The following is a 23720-nucleotide window of genomic DNA, read 5'->3' as shown; positions in this document are numbered from 1 at the left end:
CCGGACGGCGGCGGTCAGCCGGCCGTGCGGCCCGCGTCACGACGAGCAGTGCGGCCCGCGTCACGACGAGCCGCGTGGGCCGTGAGCAGCCGCTCCCGGGCCTGGTCGTCCTCGGCGGCCTGCACTGCCGTCCAGGCCAGTGCGACGGACGCCTGGAGCAGTGCCCGGTCGGCGGCCGGGGCCACGCAGGCCCGGGCGAACTCCGGCTGGTGGTTGACCGCGCCGCCGCTGTCGATGCCGATGCTGGGGTGCACGCTGGGCAGGACCCGGCTGACGTTGCCCATGTCGGTGCTGCCGGTGGGCATCGCGCGCTCCTCCTCCGGGGACACCAGGGGGCGGCCCAGTTCGGTCGCCGCCGCCCGGTAGGCCGCCACCAGGAACGGGTCGTGGGCCAGTTCGGCGTACGCGGGTGTCGAGCGGACCTCGTGGGTGCAGCCGGTGGCGACGGCGCCGCCCTCGAAGCAGGCTCTGACGCGTGCTTCGAGGCGCCCCAGGGACTCCATGTCGCCGGCCCGCAGGTTGTACAGGGCGCTGGTGTGCGCGGGGACGACGTTGGGCACCTCGCCGCCCCGGGTCACGATGCCGTGCACCTGCTGCCGCGGCTCGAAGTGCTGGCGGCCCACGCCGACGGCGACCTCCGCCACGGTCAGGGCGTCGGCGGCGTTGACACCCAGGTGCGGGGCGAGTGCGGAGTGCGACTCCCGCCCGGTGTAGCGGACTTCGAGCTCGACCAGGGCGAGGGGGCGGGGAGCGCAGTTGTCCTCGGGGGCCGGGTGGACGAGCATCGCCATCGACACCTCGTCGAAGACGCCGGCCTCCAGCATGGCGATCTTGCCGCCGCCCTCCTCCTCGGCCGGGGTGCCCAGCACCATGACGGTGATGCCGAGGTCGTCGGCCACGTCCCTCAGCGCCAGGGCCGCGCCCACCGACGAGGCGGCGATGATGTTGTGGCCGCAGGCGTGGCCGAGGCCCGGCAGCGCGTCGTACTCCGCACACAGCCCGACCGTGAGCGGGCCGCTGCCGTAGCGGGCGGTGAACGCGGTGTCCAGGCCGCCGGCGCCGGGCACCACCTCGAATCCCTCGTCCCGCAGCAGGCCGCTCACCTTGGCGGCGCTGCGGTGCTCCTTGAACGCGGTCTCCGGCTCGGCGTGAATACTCCTGGACAGCGCGATCAGTTCGTGTTCGGCGCGTTCGACGCTTTCGCGACAACCGCGCATGATCCGAGACGAGATTCGCATCTTCTCTTTCCCCTCCGCATGACCGGGATCTCCGTCGGCCGGATGGCCGGACAATTCCCTGGCCTTTTCCTTCCTACCGGAGTCTCCGACGAAAAGCGAGACCAGTCTGGAGAATTGACATGGCGTCACCGACAGATTCACTGACAGATTCACTGAAAGACCCACTGACAGCGTCACTGACATGGAACGTGCGGGCGGGCAACGGGGAACTCTCGGTCGAGATGATGCCCTGGTCGCTGCTGCGCGCGACCGGCTTCCCCGCCGGGCTCCTGGACGGGCTCGCATCCGAGGAACTGCTCGGCACCGCCGCCGGGGTGCTCGCGGCGGAGCAGGCGGTCGCCGCCGAACGTGCGCACTTCCTGGACGTGCTGTGGCCGGGGCTGCGGAAGGCCGTACGGACGGTCGAACCGCGCCAGCGGTCGCTGCGGGCCCTCCAGAGCTGCCGCCGGCTGGTGGACGGCGGCGCGCCCCTGGACGAGCGGTGCGCGGCGGTCCTCGCGGCGACCGGCGCGCCGGACTGGGCGCCCCGCTGGAACGCCCTGGTCGCCGCGCTCGGCGAACGGCTGGCGGCGGCCGGGGCCGAGCTGGAGGCGGCCCTGCTGCGGGCCCGGCTGCACACCGCACGGGCCGCCGGCCGCGACGACTTCGGGCACGCCGTGTTCGTGTCCAACCCCTCGTTCCACCACACGGCCCTGGAGACCCCGCCGCTGACGCACCCGGGCTGGGCGCAGGCGCGGGACGAGGGCGGCGCCCTGCCGCAGACCCTGCGCCGCCGGGTCGACACCCTGCACCGCTATCTGCGCCGGTTCGCCACCAAGTGCGAGACCGTCTCGTTCTTCGGCCCGGTGCTGTTCGGCCGTCTGGTGCCGGAGCAGGAGGAGACCCTGCTGGTCGGCGCGCCCGGCCGCGAGAGGGTCGTGGTGGAGGCGAGCGCCTGGCTGGTGGAGGAGCTGCGGGAGCAGGCCGCCCGCGAGGTGCCGTTGACGCGGCAGCGCGTGTGGCCCAGTCCGCTGTTCCGCCGGCCCGGCTCGTCCCCGGTGCTGGAACGGGCCGTGGACGGGCGCAGGTTCAAGGTCGCGGGGCCCGCGCTGGCGCTGTGGAGTGCCGCCGCCGCGGCGCCGGGGAGCCGGCTCGACTCGCTCGTCAGCGCCGCCGGCCCCGTGCCGCCCCCGCACCGGACGGGGGCGGACGACGCGTACGCCGCCGGGCTGGTGAAGGCACTCGGGCCGGCGCTGGTCGTCTCCCCCTGGCGGCTGCCGGCGACCGAACTGCACGCGCTGACCAGACTGGCGGCCGAGCACCCCACGGACACGGCGGTGAACCTGGCGGAGGTCCGCGACACGTACGCGCGGGCGCCCTGGCCCGAGCGGGCGGCGCACCTCCTCGCCGTGCGGGCGGCCCGCGCGGCGGACGGCGGGCGGGTCTCGCAGGACAGCGGACGGCACTACGCCGACCGCGAGCTGTTCCACGAGGACAGGTCGAGTCCACTGAGCGAGCGGGTCGGCTTCGGGGCGCCGGTCGTGGAGCGCATCCGGGAGGTCACCGAGGCGGTGTTCCCGCTGGTGTTCCTCGCGGCGCTGCTGGCCAGGGAGGACGCCCGCGACGCCCTGCGCGCCGAGCTGGGGGGCGCCCCGGCGCCGCTCGCCGCACTGGCCGCACGGGAGATACCCGCTCGTTCACCGCGCCGCGACCGGCTGGACGCGGTGCTGCGCCGACTGGTCGGGCGGGCCGTGGAGGCCGCGGGAGCGGCCGACGGCCGCCCCCCGGTCGTGGAGCTGAGCCGAGGCGAACTGGCCGAGGCGCTGGCGCCGCTGTGGGACACCGTGACGTACGGCCCTGACGACGCCTGCCTGCCGAGCCCCGACCTGATGGTGGCGGGCCCCGACCCGGCCACCGCCGACTGGGTGCTCTCGGAGCTGCACGACGACTGCAGCTCGATCTTCGGGGGGCTGGAGCGTCCGCTGCACAGCGACCCGGACGGGCTGTGGGGCGGCTTCACCGAGCGGGTGGCGCGAGCCGTGCCGCCCGGGACCGCCGCGACCATCGTCTCGCGCCGGCGCAGCGCCCATGTGACCCCCGAACTCCCCGGTGCCGCCATCGAACTGAGCGGCCTCTCGGGCAAGGACCGGGCCGACGTGGTGCCGATCGCGGACGCCGTCGTGCCCGCTTCGGCCGACGCGGTGGTGGTGGGCGGCCGGCGGCGGCTGCTCTACCCCGGCGACCTGTCGTCGACGCTGCACCGCGCGGTGTCCAGGCCCGCGCTGGTCCCGGTGCCGGTCGACCTCGGCGCGTACACCCCCAGGATCGTGGTGGACGGTGTCGTGGTCCAGCGTGCCCGCTGGCGGCTGAGCATTCCGGAAAGGGCTCCGGAGAAGGCCGCGGACACCGTCGCCCAGTGGCTGTCCGTGCAGCGGCTGCGGGCCGCCCAGGGAATTCCGCGCCACGTCTACGTGAAGCATCCGGCCGAACCCAAGCCGCTGTACGTCGATTTCGCCGATCCGCTGTCGGTGATCGATATCGCGCGACTTCCCGAAGGGGAAGTCGTCGTGTCCGAAATGCTGCCCACCCCGGACCAGTTGTGGTGGCGCGTGGCGGACGAAACGCATTGTGCCGAATTCCGTCTCGGCTGCATCGTGCGGCCGGTGACATCCGACAATCCGCCGACCCCGGAACAACAGGAAGAGAGCGCGTCATGACCGAGGACCTCCGCATCACCTCACTGGTGAGGGACGCTTACGACAAGGCCGCCGAGCAGTACGATTCCGCAGGTCAGATGATCTTCCACCCGCTGGGGAAGATGATCGCCGACACCCTGGAGCTCTCGCCGGGCGAACGGGTGCTCGACATCGGCTGCGGGCGCGGCGCCTGCCTGTTCCCGATCGCCCACGCGGTGGGCCCGGAGGGCTTCGTGCTCGGCATCGACCAGGCCCAGGGCATGGTCGACGCCTGCACGGCCGACATCACGGCCCGCGGGGTCGCCGGCCGGGCCCGCGCGGAGCTGGGCAACGCCCAGGACTTCGCCTTCGCCGAGCCGTTCGACGCGGCGAGCGCCGGGATGGTCCTGTTCCTGCTGCCCGAGGCGGAGAAGGCCCTGTCCTGCGCCGCCGCGGCGCTGCGCCCCGGCGGCAGGTTCGCCGCGACCACCTTCCCCACCGAGAACGGCAGGCTGGCCGCCGGCTGGGAGTCCGCCGAGATCCTCTCCGGGGTGCTCGCCAAGTACCTCCCCGAGGGTGTGGACGACCCGTGGCAGGTGGTCCTGGGCCTCGGCGGCCCGCTGGCCGGTGAGGAGTCCACGGCCGCCGCCTTCCTCACCGCCGGCTTCAGCGATGTACGGATCCGCCACGTCCCGGCGGACTCCCGCTTCGAGACCATCGACGACTACCTGGCGTGGACCAGGACCGTGACCACCCGCGTGCAGTGGGACCTGGTGCCCGCGGAGCGGGTGGCCGAAGCTACCGACGAGGCGCGCGAGGCGCTGCGGGTGCTCGCGGGGCCGGACGGCTCCCTGGAGTTCTCCTGCCCGACCAGGACCGTGCTGGCCGTCCGCTGACGGCACGACCGCAACCGTCTACCAAGCGCTGAACACAGAGCCGAGAGGTGCGATGACATGGCTCCTGACACGACCCCTTCGCTGATCCGTCCGCTGTCCGAACTGCTCGGCGGACACGCCGCCCGGATCGGGGACAAGGTGGCCTTCGCCGACGCCCGGCGGGGCGTCGGCTACCGGGAACTGGATCTGCGGACCTCTCGGCTCGCCGGCCGGCTCGCCGCGCTGGGACTGGAGAACGGCGGCCGGGCCGCCGTCCTCATGGGCAACAGCGTGGAGATGGTGGAGAGCTGCCTCGCCGTCATCCGGGCGGGCGGCATCACCGTGCCGCTGAATCCGCAGGCGTCCGAGGCCGAACTGGTCCACTTCCTGCGGGACTCCGGGGCGTCGGTGGTGCTGTGCGACCCGGCGCGGCTCGACGTGCTGCTGCGCGCGGTGGCCGCGTCCGGCCCGTCCCGGCCCTCGATCGTGCTCACCGGCGACTCCCCCATGGCACCGGCGGACGCCTCCGGCGCAACCGCGGACATCACAGCGTACGAGACGCTCGCGGCCACCCCCTACGACGGACCGGTGCCCGAGGAGAGCCCGCTCGACGCTCCGGCCTGGATGCTCTACACCTCGGGCACCACCGGCCGTCCCAAGGGAGTGCTCTACTCCCTGCGCAGCTCGCTGTGGCTGGTGGAGGCCTGCCACGTGGGCGTGCTCGGGATGACGCAGGACGACCGACTGCTGTGGCCGATGCCGCTGTTCCACGGCCTGGGCCAGAACCTGTGCGTCATGGCGGTCGTGGCCGTGGGCGCCGGAGCCCGGCTGATGAGCGGCTTCGCCCCTTCCGAGGTGCTGGACGCCCTGCGCAACGACGGGGTGACCTTCCTCGCCGGGGTGCCGACGACGTACCACTACCTGCTGGACCGTGCCCGCCAGGAGCACACCCGGCTGCCTTCGCTGCGGCTCGGGTTCGTCGCCGGTTCGGCCGGCGGCGCCTCCCTCGGCAGCCGTTTCGAGGAGGCGTTCGGGGTCCCGCTGGTGGACCAGTACGGATCGACCGAGACCGGCGCGATCACCTCGAACCGGCCGACGGGCGACCGGGCGGCCGGAGCGGCCGGGCCGCCCGTCCCGGGGGTGGACATCCGCCTGGTGGATGGCGGTTCCGGCGCCGAGGTGCCCGACGGCGAGCAGGGCGAGGTCTGGGTCAGCGGCCCCAACCTGATGCTGGGCTACCACGGGCAGCCCGACGCCACGGCGCAGGTGCTGCGGGACGGCTGGTACCGCACGGGCGACCTGGCCCGCCGGGACGCCCTCGGGCAGGTGACCCTGACCGGCCGTCTCAAGGAGCTGATCATCCGGGGCGGCGAGAACATCCACCCCGTCGAGATCGAGGACGTGGTGCGCACGGCGCCGGGCGTGGCCGACGCGGCGGTGGGCGGGGAGCCCCACGAGGTGCTCGGCGAGGTGCCCGTCGCGTACGTGGTGCCCGGTCCCGAAGGCGTCGACGTCCAGGCTCTGTTCGAGCACTGCCGGACGCGGCTGTCCTTCTTCAAGGTGCCGGAGAAGGTGTACGCCGTCGAGCACGTTCCGCGCACCGCGTCCGGGAAGGTCACCCGGCATCTGCTGGCGGACGCGGACCCCCGGTTGCTCGGTACGGCGTCCACCGGCGGGCCCGGGGAGCACGGGGGCCTCGGGGCCGAGCCCGACCGGGGCGAGTGGGCGGGCCGGCTCGCGGCGCTCACGGCGGCCGAGCGGGCCCGGACGGTACTGGACCTGGTCCGCGCCGAGGTGGCGCTCGCGCTCGGCGTCGAAGCCGAACGGGTCGCGCCCACACGGCCGTTCGTGGATCTCGGCCTCGGCTCCCTCGCCGTCGTGGCGGTCGGGCGGCGGCTGTGCGCGCTGGTCGGGCTGCGACTCCCGGCGACGGCGGTGTTCGACCACCCGACGCCCGCCGCCTTCGCGGACCGGCTGGTCGCGGAGCTGACGGAGCCGACCGACACCCGCGCGCCCGCCGAAGCGTTCCCGGCCGAGCACACAGCCCCCGCGGGGCCCGGCCCGGACGGCGCCGAGCCGATCGCCATCATCGGCATGGCCTGCCGCTTCCCCGGCGGGGTGGAGTCACCCGAGCAGCTGTGGGACCTCGTCGCCGCAGGCCGGGACGCCACCTCGGACTTCCCCACCGACCGGGGCTGGGCACTGGACACGCTGTTCGACCCCGACCCCGACCACCCCGGCACCAGCTACGTCTCGCGCGGCGGCTTCCTGACCGACCCGTCCGCGTTCGACGCCGGATTCTTCGGCATAGCCCCGCGCGAGGCGACCGCGATGGATCCGCAGCAGCGGCTGATGCTGGAGATCGCGTGGGAGGCCTTCGAACGGGCGGGCCTCGACCCGACCGGCCTGGCCGGCTCGGAGACCGGCGTCTTCGTCGGCACCAAGGGACAGACGTACAGCACGCTCGCCGCGCCCGGGTCCGAGTACGAGGGCCATCTCGGCTTCGCCACCTCGGGCAGCGTGATGTCCGGCCGGGTGGCCTACACCCTCGGCCTGCACGGCCCCGCCGTCACCGTCGACACGGCCTGCTCCGCGTCCCTGGTCGCCCTCCACCTGGCCTGCGGCTCCCTGCGCTCCGGTGAGTCGCGGCTCGCGCTCGCGGGCGGGGTCACGGTGATGTCCACCCCGGACGACATGATCACCTTCAGCAGGCACCGGGGCCTCGCCCCGGACGGCCGGGTGAAGGCCTTCGCCGGCGCGGCGGACGGCACCGCCTTCGGCGAGGGCGCGGGGGTGCTGCTGCTCGAACGGCTCTCCGACGCGCAGCGGGCGGGCCACCGGGTGCTCGCCGTGATCCGGGGCAGCGCCGTGAACCAGGACGGCGCGTCCAACGGGCTCACCGCGCCCAACGGCCGGGCGCAGCAGCGGGTGATCCGCCGGGCGCTCGCCAACGCCCGGGTGGCCGCCCACGAGGTCGACCTGGTCGAGGCCCACGGCACGGGGACCATGCTCGGCGACCCGATCGAGGCCGAGGCGATCCTCGCCGCGTACGGGCGCGGCCGGGACCCTCAACGGCCGCTGTGGCTCGGCTCGGTGAAGTCCAACATCGCCCACACCCAGGCCGCCGCGGGCATGGCCGGTGTCATCAAGCTGGTGGAGGCGATGCGGCACGCCGTCCTCCCGGCGACCCTGCACGTGGACCGTCCGTCGCCGCACGTCGACTGGTCGTCGGGGAACGTACGGCTGCTCGACGAGGCGCGGCCGTGGACGGCCGCCGACGGACGGCCCCGGCGCGCCGGGGTGTCCTCCTTCGCCATCAGCGGCACCAACGCCCATGTCGTCCTGGAGGAGGCGCCGCACTTCCCCTCGCCCGAGGAGGCCCCGGCCCCGGCCTCGCCCGAGGGGACCCCGGCCCCGGTCTCGCCCGAGGAAGCCCCGGCCCCGGTCCGGGCGCTCACCGCCGTACCGTGGCTGCTGTCCGCGAAGTCCCCGGCCGCGCTGCGCGACCAGGCCCGCCGGCTGGAGTCGTTCCTGCGCGCGGCGCCCGACCGGGATGCCGTGGACGTGGGGCGCACCCTGGCACTGTCCCGGGCCGGGCTCGAACACCGGGCCGCCGTCGTCGCGGACCTCGGTCGCGGGGCGAACGGCGCGGACAGCGCGGAGGGTCTGCTGCGCGCACTCGGCGCGCTCGCGGAGGGCGAGCCCGCGGCCGGACTGACCACCGATCACGCCGGTGCCGCCCGGACCACGGCGTTCCTCTTCACCGGCCAGGGCTCCCAGTGGGCGGGCATGGCCCGTGAACTGTACGAGGCGTTCCCGGTGTTCGCCGAAGCGCTGGACGCGGTGTGCGGCCATCTGGCGCCGCAGGTACGGCAGTTGCTCCTCTCCGCCGCCGGCGACGCGGCGGACGACGGGCGCATCCATCGCACCGGTATCGCCCAACCCGCCCTGTTCGCACTGGAGGTCGCGCAGTTCGCGCTGCTGCGGTCCTGGGGTGTGCGTCCCGACGCGCTCGCCGGCCACTCCCTCGGCGAGCTGGCCGCCGCGCACGTCGCCGGGGTGTTCTCACTGGCGGACGCGGCCCGGCTGGTCACCGCCCGGGGCGAGCTGATGCAGGCGCTGCCCGAAGGCGGCGCCATGATCGCGCTGGAGGCCACGGAGGACGAGGTCCTGCCGCTGCTCGCCGGCCGGGAGTCCCGGCTGGGGATCGCCGCAGTGAACGCGCCCCGGTCCGTCGTGGTCTCGGGCGACGAGGACGCCGTGGCGGAGGTCGCCGGGTTGGTGGCCGAACTGGGCTGCAGGACGAAGCGCCTGACGGTCAGTCACGCTTTCCACTCGCCCCGGATGGACGCGGTGCTGGAGGAGTTCGAGGCCGTGGCCCGGACCGTCACCTACCGTGCGCCGGACCTGCCGATCGTCTCCACGGTCACCGGCGCCCTCGCCGGTGCGGAACTGCTGACACCCGCGTACTGGACCGGGCAGTTGCGCTCGGCCGTCCGGTTCGCCGCCGCGGTGCGGACCCTGCGGGAGCGGGGCACCGACACCTTCGTCGAACTCGGCCCGGACGCGTCCCTGACGGCCCTGGTGCGTCAGATCGCCGACGACGCCGACGAAGGTGATGGGGGTGGCCGGCCGAACGACCACCGCGCGCTGCCGGTCTCCCGGCGCGACCGGCCCGGTGCCGCGACCGCCGTCGCAGTCGCCGCCGCGCTCCACACCGCCGGTGTCCCGGTCGACTGGGCGGCGTTCTTCGACGGCACCGGCGCCCGCCACGTCACGCTGCCGACCTACGCCTTCCAGCGCAAGCGTTACTGGCTGCCCGCACTCGCCGGCCCCACCCCGGCACCGGTACCGGCCGCGATCGCGGAGGCGGAGGCGGAGGCCACAACCGAGGAGGCGGCCCCGTCCGGGCGGGTGCTCAAGCCGGGTGAGCGCCCGGAGGTCGCCGCCCGCCTTGCCGGCGTGCTCGCCGGCCTGGACGAGGAGAAGCAGCTCCTCCACATGATCGACCGGATCGCCACCCGGGTCGCGGCGGTGCTCGGCCACGACAGCGCGGACGCCATCGACCCCGACGTGCCGTTCCTCGAACTCGGCGTCGACTCCCTCATGGCCGTCGAGATGCGCAACCAGTTCAGCGACTTCTGCGGGGTGAGCCTGCGCCCGACGCTCGTCTTCGAGCACCCGACCCCGGCGGTGCTCGCCGACCACCTGCTCGCGAAGGTGCTGGCCGCGGTGTCCGCCACGCCGGGCGTCGACGAGGACGCGGTGGACTTCGCCGCCGAGGTCGTCCTGACGGCGGACATCTCCCCCGCCGACGAGGTGATCCGGGTCGCGGACGACCCGCAGGAGGTGCTCCTCACCGGTGCGACCGGGTTCCTGGGCGCGTACCTGCTGCGCGACCTGCTGCGGACGACCCGTGCGACCGTGCACTGCCTGGTCCGCGGGGCCGACGAGGCGGACGCGTGGGCGCGGCTGCGCAAGAACCTTGAGTGGTACGAGTTCTGGGACGCCATCGACCCGGACCGGTTGTCCGTGGTCGTCGGCGATCTCGCCCGGCCGCTGCTGGGGCTGGCCCCCGAACGGTTCGACGCCCTCGCCCGCAGCGTGGACAGCGTCTACCACGCCGCCGCGACCGTCAACGGCCTCTACCCGTACTCGGCGTTGAAGGACGCGAACGTCACGGGCACCGCGGAGATCCTGCGCCTGGCCGCACGGCACCGCACCGTGCCCGTCCACCACGTCTCGTCCACCGGCGTGTTCGCCGCGGAGGCGGTCCCCGGGCAGGCGCTCCAGGTGACCGACCCGCCGGGCCCCGCCGAGGCGCTGTCGTCCGGCTACCGGCAGACGAAGCTGGTGGCGGAGCAGATCATCGAACTCGCCAGGGGGCGGGGCCTGCCGGTCTCGGTCTACCGGGTGGACGAGATCTCCGGCGACTCGGAGCGCGGCTTCTGCCAGACCCACGACTTCGTCTGGCTGAGCATGAAGGGCATCGTGCAGGCCGGTGCCGTCCCGCAGGATCCCGCCGGCATCTTCCACCTGGTGCCGGTCGACCACGTCAGCGCGGCGATCCTGCGGCTGTCCCGCGACGACCGGGCGGCGGGCCGCAACCACCACCTCGCCAACGGGACGCACCTCCCGTTCTCCGCGATGACGGAATCCCTCCGCTCCCTCGGCTACCGGCTGGACGAACTCCGCTGGGACGCCTGGGTGCGGCGCATCCGCGCCGACCGCGACAACGCGATGGTCCCGATGATCGACGCGTTCGAATCGACCATCTACAGCGGACGCAACCACTACCTGTCCGTCGACACCTCGCAGACCCGCGAGCTGCTGGCCGGTACCGGCGTCGACTGCCCGCCGATGACGCGTGAACTCTTCGAGAAGTACGTCGGGTTCTTCGTCCGCGTCGGCTACTTCCCCGAACCGGGCGTCGGCGCCGGGGGCGGCCTCGTCGACACCGGTACGCAGGCCCTCCGGGTCCGGGAGGCGGCGTGGGAGGACCTTCCGGCGATGGCAGGCATCTGCTTCGAGGCCTTCAACACCCTCAACGCCTCGCTCGGCCTCGCCCCGGAGTGGTCGTCGGTGGACGAGGTGACGGAGATGTTCCGGGACCGGCTCGCGGCCCCGGGCTGCCTCGCCTACGTGGCGGTCGACGGCGCGGACTCCGTGACGGGCTCCAACTTCCTGGTCCTGGGCGAGTCCGTCGCCGCCTTCGGCCCGCTCAGCGTCGCGCCCGGCGCGCAGGGCGGCGGCGTGGGCCGACTGCTGATGGACGAGGTGATCGGCGCGGCCGCCCGGCACGACCGCGGCTCGGTCCGGGCCGTCCAGGTGACCAACAACCTGGGCGCGTACCGGCTCTACTCCTCGCTCGGCTTCGTCCCGCACGAGCAGCTGTCCCTGGTCGCCGGGTACGCACCGCCCACCCCGGCGAACATGGCCGGCTTCACGGTGCGCGCGATGACCGAGGACGACGTGCCCGCGTGCCAGGAGCTGTACCGCTCGGTCAACGGCCATGCACGGGACGGCGAGATCCACATGGCGGCCAAGCGGGCCTTCGGCTGGTCGCAGCCGTACGTGGTCCTGGACCGGTCGAGCGGTGCGCTCGCCGGCTACACCACGGGCCTGTCCGACCTGGGCCATCTGACGGCGGTCTCGGAGGCTGCGGCACGGGCGCTGTACACGGGCGCCGGCGAGCTGATGCGCCGGGCCGTCCCCGACGGCGCGCCGCCCCGGCTGCGCATCCCGGGCCGACTGCTGCCCGAGACCCTGAGCTGGGCCTTCCACACCCGGGGCATCACCCTGGAGCGACTGGAGACCCTGGTGGCACGCGGCTCGTACACGGCGCCGCAGCAGGGGGTGTACTGCCCGGGGCTGTCCTACTGAGGCACCGCCGCAGGCGAGGGACACGTTGGTCCAAGCCCTGTCGTCCCGACGCGAGTCAGAAGGCCGTTGGCCGGGAGAAATCTCTGGCCAACGGCCCCAGCGGTCACGGCGGCCGGGCTCCGCAGCCGGGTGTCACCGCCCGATGGACTCCTCGGCAGCCCCGAGTGCGGCCTCCCACGGGTAAGCCTCCGGTCTCCCCCGGCCCGGATCGTTCGGGACGAAGCCTCCTTCGCCGAGCAGCACTCGGACGCCGGAGTCACGCAGGGTGGCGACGCTCCGGGGGAACTGAGGGTGCCCGGTGAGCGCCGTGTTCGTACACGGCATCACCGACAGCGGGATTCCCTTGCCGATCGCCTCAGCCGCGAACCCTATGACCCAGGAGGTCGTGAGGCCGAGCGCCAGGCTGTTGATGCTGTTCATCGTCGCGGGAGCGAACAGAACCGCGTCGGCGGGCGGAAGCACGTCCGGCTCGCCCGGCCGACGGTACGTGGACTTCACCGGGTGGCCGGTCAGACGGTTCAGCTTGGGAAGCTCGTCCTGGAGCCAGCTCGCCGCGGTCGGGGTGAGCCCGAGCGCGACCTCCCACCCCCTGAACTGGGCGTGGCGCACGACCTGCGCCATGTTCAGGACCGGCGGGGCGGCGGAGCCGAAGAGGTACAGGACCGGGCGCGTGGTGGACATGGCAGTCATCGAACCCCGTGGGGATGGCCGGCGGCAAACCCTGCCGAATTCGATGATGCGCCTGACTACTTGGCGCTACCGTCGGACCACCGGGCCGAACTCCTCAAGGAACGCGCCATGACCGACTTCACGCCTGACACCGTAGGCAAGCGGATCAAGCAGACCCGCAAGCTCCGACACATGACCCAGACCGAACTCGCCCTGAAGGCACGGATCTCGGCGTCCCACATGGCTCAGATCGAGCAGGGCAAGCGGCAGGCCGGCCCGGCTGTCCTCGCCTCCATCGCCAGGGCACTGACCGTGCCCCCGGCCGATCTCGAAGGACGCCCGTACATCGAGGAGTTGCGGCGCGACCAGCTCGACGGGCTGATCCAGCCGATCCGGGAATCCCTCGACATCTTCGACCTCGGAGCCGACCCGGACGTGGCACCGCGTCCGACCGAGGAACTCGTCGACCACACCGACCGGGTCTGCCGCCTGATCCGGGCGTCGGATCTGCGGAGCGCGGCGACAGAACTGCCCGGCCTGATCACCGAGACCACGACCGCGGCGCACAGTAGCGGTGATCGACGTCTCTGGCAGGCCCTCGCCATGCAGTACCGCTCCGGCTACGACCTCGCGAGCAAGCTCGGGTTCCAGGACCTCGCGTCGATCTCCCTCGACCGCATGGGATGGGCGGCGGAGCGGGCGTCCGACGCCGTGACCGCGGCGATCAAGCAGTACAGCCGGGCGCTGGCCTACCTGCGCGCCGGCCAGTACCCCCGACCGGCTCACCCTCCGGATCACCGGCGGCCACCCGCTGCACGGTACGACGACGGTCCAGGGCAGCAAGAACATCGCCCTGCACCTGTACGCTGCCGCGATCCTCGCCGACCAGCCGCTCACCCTTACCGGCGCCCCCGCGATCCTCGACACCGGTGTGTGCGCGGAGATCCTTCACCGCACCGGCACCCGAGCCACCATCGCCGAGGGTGAGTTCGAGACCCGGCCCGCCGACTCCTACTTCCCGGTCATCCCCGACGGCCTCGGACGGTGCATCCGGACCACCGCAGTCATCGCCGCCGCCCTGCTGGCCCGCTCCGGCAAGGTCACCTTCCCGCTGCCCGGCGGCGACGCCTTCTGCGCCCGGTACATCGACCTGCACCTGGCCGCCATGGAGGCCGCCGGCGCCGACGCCGAGGTCGACCGGGGCCGCGTGCGCGCCCGCTTCACCGGAACGAAGCGCCTTCCGTTCATCACCAACGTCAGCACCAAGAAGTGGGGCCCGAGCCTGGGCGCGACGGTCACCGCGATGCTGCTGGCCGCCCGCACGCCCGGCACGTCGTCCATCCTCGGGCCGAGCATCGAGCCCGAGGTCACCGTCACCGCGGAGTTGCTCGCCCGCTCCGGTGTCGGCATCACCTGGCAAGGCGCGGACGCCCTGCACGTCACCGGCACCGACCACATCGCCGGCGGCGTCTTCCCGGTCCCGTCCGACCGGCTGGAGGCCGCCACACTGGCGCTCGCCGCCGCGATCACCGGCGGCACCGTCCACCTCGACGCCTTCCCGCCCTGCGGCTTCCCGCCAGGCCTGGTCTCGGTCTTCGCCGACACCGGGATCCTCCTGACCGCCGAGCGCGGCGGAACGACGGTCACCGTACCGGCCGGACTGCATGCGACGGAGACGGCCACCGGCCCCCACCCGGGTTACCCGACCGACGTCCAGCCCCAGCTGACCGCGGTCCTCACCCAGGCCGCCGGAACGTCCCGGATCGAGGAGCGGATCTACAGCCGGCGCGACACCCACCTCGCCGCGCTGCGCAAGTTCGGCGCGGTCGTCAACGCGGAGGGCCAGCTGATCACCGTCGAGGGGCCCTCCGGGCTCGCCGCCGCTGACGTGGCGGGCGAGGACATCCGGGCCGCGACCGCGCTCGTGCTCGCCGCGCTGGCGGCCGAGGGCACCTCTACGATCCGGGGCATGTACCACCTCCGGCGCGGCTACGGCGACCTGCTGCCCAAACTCGCCGCGCTCGGTGCCAGCCTGACGATCGACCGGGAGATGCCGTGACCAGCACCAAGCCGTTGAGCCCCGACACCGTCGCCGAGCTGCAGCAGTGCCTCGACCTGCTGGTCGACGACGGCGCCCTGCCCGGCGGCGTCCTCGCCCACGGCGCCCGGAACGGCCGGCCCGCGTTCGTCTCCTCCGGCGTCATCGCGCCCGAGTGTGGGAACGCCGGGCCCGGCCCGGACACGCTCTACGACGCCGCGTCGCTGACCAAGGTGCTGGCCACCTGGCCGCTGATCGGACTCACCGACGGCATCACAGCCGAGACACCGGTGCGGCACCTGCTGCCCGACCTGCCGGACCAGGTGCCCGGCGCGAACGTCACGGTCGGGCAGATCCTCGCGCACACCTCCGGCCTGCAGCCCGAGACCCGCCTCGACCAGTACCGGGGCCGCACCGAACCCCTCGCGGAGCTGATCTGCGGCGAACCGCTGATCGCCGAACCCGGCGCCGGCCACCGGTACATCAACCGCGGGTTCATCCTCCTCGGCCTCGCGCTCGCCCACCTCCACGGCCGCCGCCTGGACGAGCTCGCCGCCGACCTCTGGCAGTCCCTCGGCATGACCCACACCGCCTACGGACCCGTCAGCCGCTCCGCCGACGTCGCCCCGACCGAGCAGCGCCTCCCCGGCGGCCCGCGGCTGTGGGGCATCCCGCACGACGACAACGCCACCCTGCTCGGCGGCGTCGCCGGCCACGCCGGCGTCTTCACCACCCCGGCCGACCTGGCCACCTTCGCCGACCGGCTCTTCACCGCGTACACCTCCAGCCACGGACTGGGTGCCTGGCTCCGCACCAGCATGGAACCGAAGGCCGAGATCGAGCCCGGGCTCCACCGCGGCCTGGCCTGGATCCTCGCCGACGGCGGCCGGGTCGCCTACCACCACGGCTTCACCGGCACCAGCCTCTACCTCGCCCCGGACACCGGCCGCTACCTGGCCATCTGTACCAACGCCGTCTACCACCACCAGAACAACCGCACCCGGCTCGCCCCGCTCCGCAACCTCGCGCTCAAGGCCGTCGCCGCCGACTGAGAGGACCCTGCCGTGCCCCAGGCCACGCTCGCGTCGCTGACCACCCTCCGGCTCGGCGGGCCCGCCGGCGCCGTGCTCAACCTGTCCGACCCCGCGGACTGGCTCGACGCCGCCCGTGCGCTCAGCGCCCAGGAGCAGAACGGTCCCGTCGTCCTGGGGCACGGCAGCAACGTGATCGCGGCGGATGCCGGCCACCCCGGCACCGTCGTGGTCATGAACACCCGCGGCATCACCGCCAAGAAGCTCGACGACACCACGGTGGCCGTCACCGTCCAGGCCGGCCAGCCGCTCACCGACCTCGTCCAATGGGCCGCTGCCGAACGGCTTGCCGGCATCGAGTGCCTGGCCGGGATCCCGGGCACCGTCGGCGCCGCGCCGGTCCAGAACGCCGGCGCATACGGCCAGCAGATCGCAGACTCCCTCCACAGCGTCACGGTCTGGGACTGGGGCATGGGCTGCCTGCGGACCTTCCCGGCCCAGTCCTGCCGCCTGCGCTACCGCAGCAGCCGCTTCAAGCGAACCCCCGGCCGCTGGACCATCCTCGCCGCCTCGCTCCACCTGACCCACACGCCGGCGGCCCCGATCACCTACCAGCCGCTCGCGGACGAGCTCGGCGTGCCCGTCGGCGCGCGCCCGACCGTTCCGGAGGTCACCGCGGCCGTACTCGCCAACCGCCGTCGGCGCGGCCTCTTCCTCGACCCGAGCGACCAGGACTCCCGGCAGGTCGGATCCGTCTTCCTCAACCCTCGAATCACCACCGCCCAGGCCACGCGCTGGTCCGACCGCGGCTGCCCGGTCCACCAGGACAGCGATGGCGGCCTCCGAGCCAGCGCCGGGTGGCTCCTGGAGCATGTCGGCTGCCGGCCCGGCCAAGCCGTCGCCGACGGCGTGCGCTGCTCGGAACGCCGGACTCTCACGGTCACCGCTCAAGGAGAGGCCACAGCGGCAGCGTTCGTCCGGGCGCTCGCTGACCTCACCGCCCAGGTCGCAGCTGCAACCGGAATCATCCTCCAGCCCGAGCCGACGCGCGTCGGCCAGTGGGTCACCGGCCCCTGATCTCCCGCTGGCCTCAGCTACTTGCCACCTCCGCCACACGCCGGTCGATCAAGGTGGCTGGGCTGGCCGAGCGCACATTGCCGAACAGCTCTTGGCCCGCGAAATGAGGCAGTGCGATCCTCCACCGAGGGCTGGAATCTGATCAGCAGGCTTACAGTCAGCTACATCGTCCGAGTGTCCCGGTTGACCGAGGTCGCAGGCCGGATTGCTGCCCATCGGGGTGAAGGATCGACGAACAGGCTTTAGGCCTACAGCCTTTCGCTGACCTTCTTCACGACTGAGGAGTTGTCCCCCGGCTACGGGAAGTCCGCAGGGCGCTCACCCCGTGGCCGTGGAGGCGGGTGAGCGCCGTGGCGAGTCCGGACGTCGCCGTTCGTCAGACCAGCGTGACCGGAAGGTCGTCGTGTGCGGGCCGTTCGCCCTTGGGTACGGCCAGCAGGGTGATCAGCACGCCGAGCACGGCGAAGCCCGCCCCGACGGCGAACGCGAGCCGGAAGCCCTCTGTCATCGCGTCGGCCATGGCCGGGCCGCCGGGCTGCTTGCCCTCAAGGAGTTCCCTGATCCGGGCGTTGGCCACCGAGGAGAGCACGGCGAGCCCGAGCGCGCCGCCGATCTGCTGGGTGGTGTTGATGAGTCCGGAGGCGAGGCCCGACTCCTGCGGTGTCACACCGGAGACGGCGACGATGGTCACGGGCACGAACGAGAACCCGAGTCCGAGTGCCGCGACCACCGAGGGCAGCAGCACGTCCCCGGCGAACGTGCCGTTGGCGGGGATGCGGGTGAACAGCAGGAGGCCCACCGCGGTGAGCGCCAGACCGCAGGCGAGGACGGGCCGGGGCCCGACCTTCGTCACCAGCTGGGAGGCGGCGCCGGCGGCGACGATGCTCGCCACCGAGAAGGGCAGGTAGGACAGTCCGGCCTCCAGTGCGGAGAAGCCGAGCACCTGCTGGAGGTAGAGGGAGATGAAGAAGAACATCGACAGCAGCGCGGCGCCCACCAGCAGGGACACCGCGTTGGCGCTGGACAGGTTGCGGTTGCGGAAGATCCGCAACGGCATCACCGGGTGCTTGACGAGGCGCAGTTCGACTAGGGCGAAGACCAGCAGCAGGACGGCCGCGAGGCCCAGCAGCCCGATGGTCCTGGCCGAGCCCCAACCCGCCCGCTCGGCGTCCACGAGCGCGTAGACCAGCACGCTGAGACCGCCGGTGACCAGTGCGGCGCCGGCGAAGTCGATGCCGGTGCGTTCGTGGCCGCGGCTCTCCCGGACGAACCTCGGTGTGAGGACGGCGGCGACGACGCAGATCGGCACGTTGACGAACATCACCCACTCCCAGCCCGCCCACTGGGTGAGCACACCGCCGAGCAGCACGCCGATGGCCCCGCCCGCTCCGGCGAGCGCGCCCCAGATACCGAGGGCCTTGTTGCGTTCGGCGCCTTCGGTGAAGGTCGTGGTGACGATGGACAGGGCGGCCGGCGCGATGATCGCGGCGCCGAGGCCCTGCCCGACCCGCGCGGCGATCAGCAGGCCCGCGGTCGGGGCGAGACCGCCGAGCAGTGACGTGGCGGCGAACAGGCCGAGCCCGGTCATGAACACCCGCCGCCGTCCGAGCAGATCGGCGGTCCGGCCGCCGAGCAGCAGGAAGCCGCCGAAGGCGAGTGCGTAGGCGTTGACGATCCACTGGACGTCGGAGTCGGCGAAGTGCAGGTCCCGCTGGATCGAGGGCAGCGCGACGTTCACGATCGAGGCGTCGAGCACCACCGTCAACTGGGCGACGGCCAGGACGACGAGCGCCTTCCAGCGGAGCGGATCCGGGGAGGGGGTCGAGGTCGAGGTCGATAAGGAGGAAGTGGGAGGCATGGCCATGGGAGGGATACGCTCCTGTGGGTTAAAGTGGTAACCGGAATCGGACTCACGGTTCCGGATGGTGACGATACGGAGGCACGGTTCCCCTTGTCAAACACCCCTTCCCCTCCCCCTTCCCGCTCCAGCACACCCACCGGCGGCAAGCTGCGCTCCGACGCCGCCCGCAACCGGCTCAAGGTGCTCGACGCCGCCCGAGCCGCCTTCTCCGAGTCCGGCCGGGACGCCCAGATGGGCGACATCGCCCGCAGGGCCGGGGTGGGCGTCGGGACGGTGTACCGCCACTTCCCCACCAAGGAATCGCTGGCTGAAGCGATCGTGGAACACCGGTTCCAGCAGACCCTGGACTTCCTCAGGAACGAGGTGCTCCCCGACCCCGACCCCTGGCACGGCCTCGCCCGCTCCCTGGAGTTCTGCGGAATCATGCAGGAACAGGACCGGGGCTACGCGGAGACGGTCACCGCGATGATCGGCGGCAGCACGTTCGACGCGGCGGCGATCGCCGAACTCAACGAGCTCACCGACAAGGTGCTCAAGCGCGCCCAGGCCGAGGGCTCGGTGCGAGAGGACCTGACCGTCGCTGACGTGTCACCGCTCTACATCGGCCTCTGCCACGTCGTACAGGCCGGGGTCACCGACTGGCGCCGCTACCTGGGCATCATCCTCGACGGGCTGCGCCCGCGACGGTGCGCGGACTGCTCCCGCGACTGACACCGTCCATCGCCCGCCGCCGGGGGGCGAATCAGGAAATCCGCCGGCAAACCCCCCACCTCCCCAACTCCCTCGGCAAGAACTCCCCCCAAAGGTGAACCCGATGGAGACCCGGCCGCGTGTCTACGTCTGTAGGGCGACTGCAGAGTGGCCTTACATTCGCTCAGCCACCTGGTAACGAAAGGGAGACCCAAAGATGAAGATCCTGTTCGCCATCCGTGACGCGTCCTTCGCCAAGAAGAGCCTGAAGGCCAGCGCTTGGTACATCTGGTACTAAGCCGGCTGATCGGTACCTCCGGTACCTGAACAGCTGATCCGCCCCCGCCCCTGCCCCCCCCTCGCGGCCTCCGCCGGGAGATCGGGCCCGGGGCGGGGGCGGAGACCGGTCCCGGCAAAGTCTCGGAGACATCACATGGCCCTCTCCCCCGCCTCCGCCCGTTCGCGAACCACCGTACTCTCCCCCCGACTTGAGGCCCTGCTCAAGGACCATCTGGGCAAGGACGCCGTCCGGCTCGAACCCGACACGATCGGGGTCGCCGGGCCCGAGCTCACCGACCGGATCCTCGCCGCCCGGCGCGCCACCGAGATCGAACGGCCCACCTTCAAACCGCTGCACGGACGTTCGATCACCCGCACCGAGGCATCCTCGGTGACGCGGACGATCGGCAGCGACGTGCGCGAGGCACTGAAGGCTCCGCTGCCGCCGAACATCGACCTGTCCGGTCCGTGGCCGCTCACCGGACACCTCTTCCTGCGCGACCTCATCCTCGGCCGGGACCCGCGCCGACTGCGGATCCTGATGAGCCGCAACCTCGAACTGACGCCCCTGCTCACCTGGTTGGTGATCTCCGCCGGCGCCGCACTGCCCGGCAGGCCCAAGCCCGGCGACGACCTCACCGAACTCGGCAAGCTCACCGCGAAGGCGACCAACTACCAGGACCGACGGTACGCGCTCGGCATGTACCGCCGAGCCGCCGCACCGGTCTGCTTCACCATCTCCACCCTGGTCGCGAACGCGCTCTGGCTCGGCGCGCCGTTCGACGACAGCACGCCGAACCGGAACATCATCTTCGAGTCGCTGCGCCTGCTGCCGCCGTCCTGGAACATCCTGCGCCGCGCCTCGCCCGAGTACCCCGCGATCGACCCGCGGATCGGCGCCGGCGACGACGTCCTCGTCCTGCCGCTGCTCTCGCACCGCGACCCGGCCCTGTGGGAGGACCCGCACGAGTTCCGCCCGGAGCGCTGGGACCACCTCGACCCGGACAACACTCCCGGCTACCTGCCGTTCGGGCACACCTCCGAACGCTGCTGGGGCCGGCACATGGTGATGCCGCTCGCCGAGCTGCTGCTGGACCAGATCCGTACGGCCGGCCTGGTCGTCGACCCCGAACAGCGGACCGCCAAGGTGCCACTGCTCGGCCTGCTCGGCGTCAGCGAGATCCGCGTCCTGAAGCCACGCGGTGCACACTGATCACATGCACGATGATCACATACAAACCGAGCACGGGGATTCCGAGCGCGGGGATACCGAGCCCGGGGATACCGAACACAGCGCCGCCGAACCGGAGTTCGCCGACGGCCAGTTCTACGCCGACCCGCACGCCGCATACTGCCGCTGGCGCACCGAGGGCGGCGCCCGCAAGGTCCGGTTCGGCGGCGCGGCCGGACTCGAAGGCTGGGTCGTCACCGGCCACGCCGAGTGCCGGGCCGCCCTCGCCAACCCCCGGCTGAGCAAAAAGGCCGTCACCGAGGCGTTCGCCCGACACGTCGGGAACTCCGAGGGCGGCCCGGGCCGCGACCTGATGACGCACATGCTCAACTCCGACCCCCCGGAGCACACCCGACTGCGCAAGCTGGTCCAACAGGCCTACACCGCACGGCAGGTGGCGACCCTGCGACCGATGGTCGAGCGCCACGTCGGCGCACTGCTCGACCAGCTCGACGGGCCCGACCCGGTCGAGCTGATCAGCGAGTTCGCACTGCCGCTGCCACTCGCGGTCGTCTTCGAACTGTTCGGCGCGCCGCAGGCCGAACGGGAGAACCTCCAGGTCCGCGGCAACGCCGTCGATGCCGACCCGGAGGACGACGGCGAGGCGGACGGCGGAGCAGACGGCGGAGCAGACGGCGAAGTCTCGGTGGAGACCGCCGAAGGCATGGCGGACTACCTGCGCGCCCTGGTCGACCACAAGCGCACCCACCCGGGCGACGACCTGATCTCCGAACTCCTCGCCGCCCAGGCGGACGGCGACCGGCTGACCGAGGCCGAGATCACCTCGATGGCGTTCCTGCTCGCGATCGCCGGCCACCAGACCACCGTCAACCTGATCGCCAACGGCATCCACGCGCTGCTCAGCCACCCCGGGCAACTCGCGGCGCTGCGCACGGATCCGGCACTGCTTCCCGGCGCGATCGAGGAAGTCCTGCGCTACGAGAGCCCGTTCAGCATCGCCTCGCTGCGCCGCACGACCGAGCCGGTGACCATCGCGGGCACCACGATCCCGGCCGGCGAGTTCGTCCAGATCGCCCTGCTCGCCGCCAACCGCGACCCGGCCGTCTTCACCGACCCCGACCGCTTCGACATCACCCGCCCGGACGCCACCCGACACCTCGCATTCGGCCACGGCATCCACCACTGCCTCGGCGCACAACTGGGCCGCCTCCAGGCCGAGGTAGCGTTCACCGAACTGCTGCGCCGCTTCCCCGCCCTGCGCCTGGCCGAACCGGCCGAACCCGCGCAGTGGCAGGAGAACCCGAGGCACCGCGGACTGCTCAGCCTGCGACTACTGCTGCACTGACGCCACCAGGCCCCCACCCGCCCAAAGCCGGTGGGGGCCGAGCATCCGACGCACCCCGCCGAGGTCCAACTCCACACACCAGAACGGTCTCCACCGCGGTGAGTGGCAACTCCCCCTGATAACCGTGCTCCCACGCGCCGACTTCCAGGACTCACTGCGGCGGCGCTGAAGCTCTACGACCTTCCCCATGGAACACTCCGTAGCAGTCGGCGACCTGCCCCGCCCCGCTTCACTTCGCCCGACAGCGCCCACCGCGCACCTGTCCCACAAGAACACCGCCCAGCGGACAACCTCCTCAGCCGCGCATCCCGCACAAGCAGCCGAACAGACCTGGCCCCGCAAGACCATTCAGACGCCGCCACGTCACCAGCACCAGGCAGCGGCCCCGAAAATCTCGGCCACTGCCCCAGCGTCCAGCATGTACGACAGCAACAGGCTGCCCCTAGCCTCGGACGGCTACCACTGCCAACGGTCCTCAACCTCCACATGCGGGTACGCTTCGAGAGCTCAGGCCACGACACCGACAACCACCCCTGGGGCAAGGAGAGATGGCAACAACACATCGGCCGTTCGACGGGCCCCCTACCAATCGAACTGAACCAATCAGGCCCCTCGACCGCTAATCACCCCAGGTCAAAAAGCATCGGCCCCGCGCCCGCGGGGATCGCTCCAGGGCGTACTGCTCCATGGCGCACTCCTCCCAATCGGCCCCGCGCCCGCGGGGATCGCTCCTGGGCGTTCAACCTCGGCGCAACGATCAGCTGATCGGCCCCGCGCCCGCGGGGGTCGCCCTCCCCTCCTGGAGCAGGACGTACAACTCGTCCGATCGGCCCCGCGCTCGCGGGGATTGCTCCGCGGAGCACATCGCCATCGCCGAACTCACACTGTTGGAGGAACACTTGTGGGGATTGATCCGTGGCGGATCCCCAGCCCGCCCGACGGACTTACCCCACAGCGCACCCAGCCAGCCCCTGACCTCGGGCAGGTACCGCTGCCAGCAGTCCTCAATCATCGTCTCAATCTCCACGCGCGGGTACGCTTCGGGGAGCCAGGCCACGACACTGACAACCAGCCCTGGGGCAAGGAAAGATGGCAACAACGCATCGGCTGTTCGACGGGACCTCTACCAATCGAACTGAAGCAATCAAGCCCCTCAGCCGGTAATCACCGCAGGTCAGGAAGTATCGGCCCCGCGCTCGCGGGGATCGCTCCGGAGACCAGTGGTGACCCAGCCCCTCGACCTCATCGGCCCCGCGCTCGCGGGGATCGCTCCATACCCGCTGTAGGTGGCGGTGTCGTCGACGGGTGAAATTAGGGCCACGGACGGCGCATCAAAAGCGGGCCACTGCGTGATCTCTTGAACATCCTGACTTCACTGGTATGGGAGT

The 23720-nt window shown here is 72.3% G+C and carries 13 protein-coding genes and 1 pseudogene; 11 read left to right on the top strand and 3 right to left on the bottom strand.

Translation table 11 applies throughout. From position 1 onward, the window contains the following. Nucleotides 1–14: 14 nt before the first annotated feature. Nucleotides 15–1238 (bottom strand): M20 family metallopeptidase, encoded by a 1224-nt coding sequence (locus ACFV61_RS12080; protein ID WP_380338714.1) that lies wholly within the window; start codon nucleotides 1236–1238, stop codon nucleotides 15–17. Nucleotides 1239–1426: 188 nt separating this feature from the next. On the opposite strand from ACFV61_RS12080, the gene ACFV61_RS12075 reads away from it, so the two are divergent. The 3 genes from ACFV61_RS12075 to ACFV61_RS12065 are packed head-to-tail and all read left to right on the top strand — an operon-like array spanning nucleotide 1427 to nucleotide 12150. Then, nucleotides 1427–3934, top strand: coding sequence for a lantibiotic dehydratase (locus ACFV61_RS12075; protein ID WP_380491407.1), 2508 nt, complete (start codon nucleotides 1427–1429; stop codon nucleotides 3932–3934). After that, nucleotides 3931–4788 carry a class I SAM-dependent methyltransferase gene (locus tag ACFV61_RS12070; RefSeq protein WP_380338709.1) on the top strand — a complete coding sequence of 286 codons (858 nt, stop codon included), beginning with the start codon at nucleotides 3931–3933 and terminating at the stop codon, nucleotides 4786–4788. Before ACFV61_RS12075 ends, ACFV61_RS12070 begins: the two co-directional genes overlap by 4 nt. 57 nt (nucleotides 4789–4845) lie before the next feature. Further along, the gene (locus tag ACFV61_RS12065; protein ID WP_380491405.1) at nucleotides 4846–12150 is read left to right on the top strand and encodes a thioester reductase domain-containing protein; all 7305 of its coding nucleotides are present in this window, start codon (nucleotides 4846–4848) and stop codon (nucleotides 12148–12150) included. 132 nt (nucleotides 12151–12282) lie between these two features. Here ACFV61_RS12065 and ACFV61_RS12060 read toward each other — a convergent pair whose 3' ends face one another. Then, complete coding sequence (locus ACFV61_RS12060) at nucleotides 12283–12831, bottom strand: flavoprotein (RefSeq protein ID WP_380491403.1); 549 nt, start codon at nucleotides 12829–12831, stop codon at nucleotides 12283–12285. Between the two features lie 117 nt (nucleotides 12832–12948). Between ACFV61_RS12060 and ACFV61_RS12055 the strand changes: the two are divergent. The 4 genes and pseudogenes from ACFV61_RS12055 to ACFV61_RS12040 form a co-directional block, all read left to right on the top strand. Beyond that, a pseudogene (locus tag ACFV61_RS12055) lies at nucleotides 12949–13137 on the top strand (helix-turn-helix domain-containing protein); the annotation flags it as partial. 475 nt (nucleotides 13138–13612) lie between these two features. After that, nucleotides 13613–14878, top strand: a complete 1266-nt coding sequence (locus ACFV61_RS12050; RefSeq protein ID WP_380491434.1) for a UDP-N-acetylglucosamine 1-carboxyvinyltransferase — start codon at nucleotides 13613–13615, stop codon at nucleotides 14876–14878. Continuing rightward, the gene (locus tag ACFV61_RS12045; protein WP_380491401.1) at nucleotides 14875–15909 is read left to right on the top strand and encodes a serine hydrolase domain-containing protein; all 1035 of its coding nucleotides are present in this window, start codon (nucleotides 14875–14877) and stop codon (nucleotides 15907–15909) included. The genes ACFV61_RS12050 and ACFV61_RS12045 overlap by 4 nt, the downstream gene beginning before the upstream one ends. A gap of 12 nt (nucleotides 15910–15921) precedes the next feature. Beyond that, the gene (locus tag ACFV61_RS12040) at nucleotides 15922–16965 is read left to right on the top strand and encodes a UDP-N-acetylmuramate dehydrogenase (RefSeq protein ID WP_380491399.1); all 1044 of its coding nucleotides are present in this window, start codon (nucleotides 15922–15924) and stop codon (nucleotides 16963–16965) included. A gap of 376 nt (nucleotides 16966–17341) precedes the next feature. On the opposite strand, the gene ACFV61_RS12035 is transcribed toward ACFV61_RS12040, so the two are convergent. After that, entirely contained in the window at nucleotides 17342–18829 is a 1488-nt protein-coding gene (locus ACFV61_RS12035) for an MFS transporter (protein ID WP_380491397.1), read from the bottom strand. Nucleotides 18830–18916: 87 nt separating this feature from the next. Between ACFV61_RS12035 and ACFV61_RS12030 the strand changes: the two genes are divergently transcribed. From ACFV61_RS12030 to ACFV61_RS12015, 4 genes are all read left to right on the top strand, one after another. Further along, nucleotides 18917–19537, top strand: coding sequence for a TetR/AcrR family transcriptional regulator (locus ACFV61_RS12030; protein WP_380491396.1), 621 nt, complete (start codon nucleotides 18917–18919; stop codon nucleotides 19535–19537). A 196-nt stretch (nucleotides 19538–19733) separates the two neighbouring features. Beyond that, nucleotides 19734–19814, top strand: a complete 81-nt coding sequence (locus tag ACFV61_RS12025) for a tryptorubin family RiPP precursor (RefSeq protein ID WP_224285092.1) — start codon at nucleotides 19734–19736, stop codon at nucleotides 19812–19814. Between the two features lie 135 nt (nucleotides 19815–19949). After that, complete coding sequence (locus tag ACFV61_RS12020) at nucleotides 19950–21008, top strand: cytochrome P450 (RefSeq protein ID WP_363369446.1); 1059 nt, start codon at nucleotides 19950–19952, stop codon at nucleotides 21006–21008. A 4-nt stretch (nucleotides 21009–21012) separates the two neighbouring features. Then, nucleotides 21013–22332: a cytochrome P450 gene (locus ACFV61_RS12015; RefSeq protein WP_380491394.1), complete on the top strand. Its 1320-nt coding sequence runs from the start codon at nucleotides 21013–21015 to the stop codon at nucleotides 22330–22332. Nucleotides 22333–23720: the final 1388 nt, after the last annotated feature.

The sequence above is a fragment of the Kitasatospora sp. NPDC059817 genome, assembly GCF_042731835.1.
GTDB lineage: Bacteria > Actinomycetota > Actinomycetes > Streptomycetales > Streptomycetaceae > Kitasatospora.
Note: the sequence above shows the minus strand (reverse complement) of the source record. Positions and strands in the feature narration are given on the sequence as shown.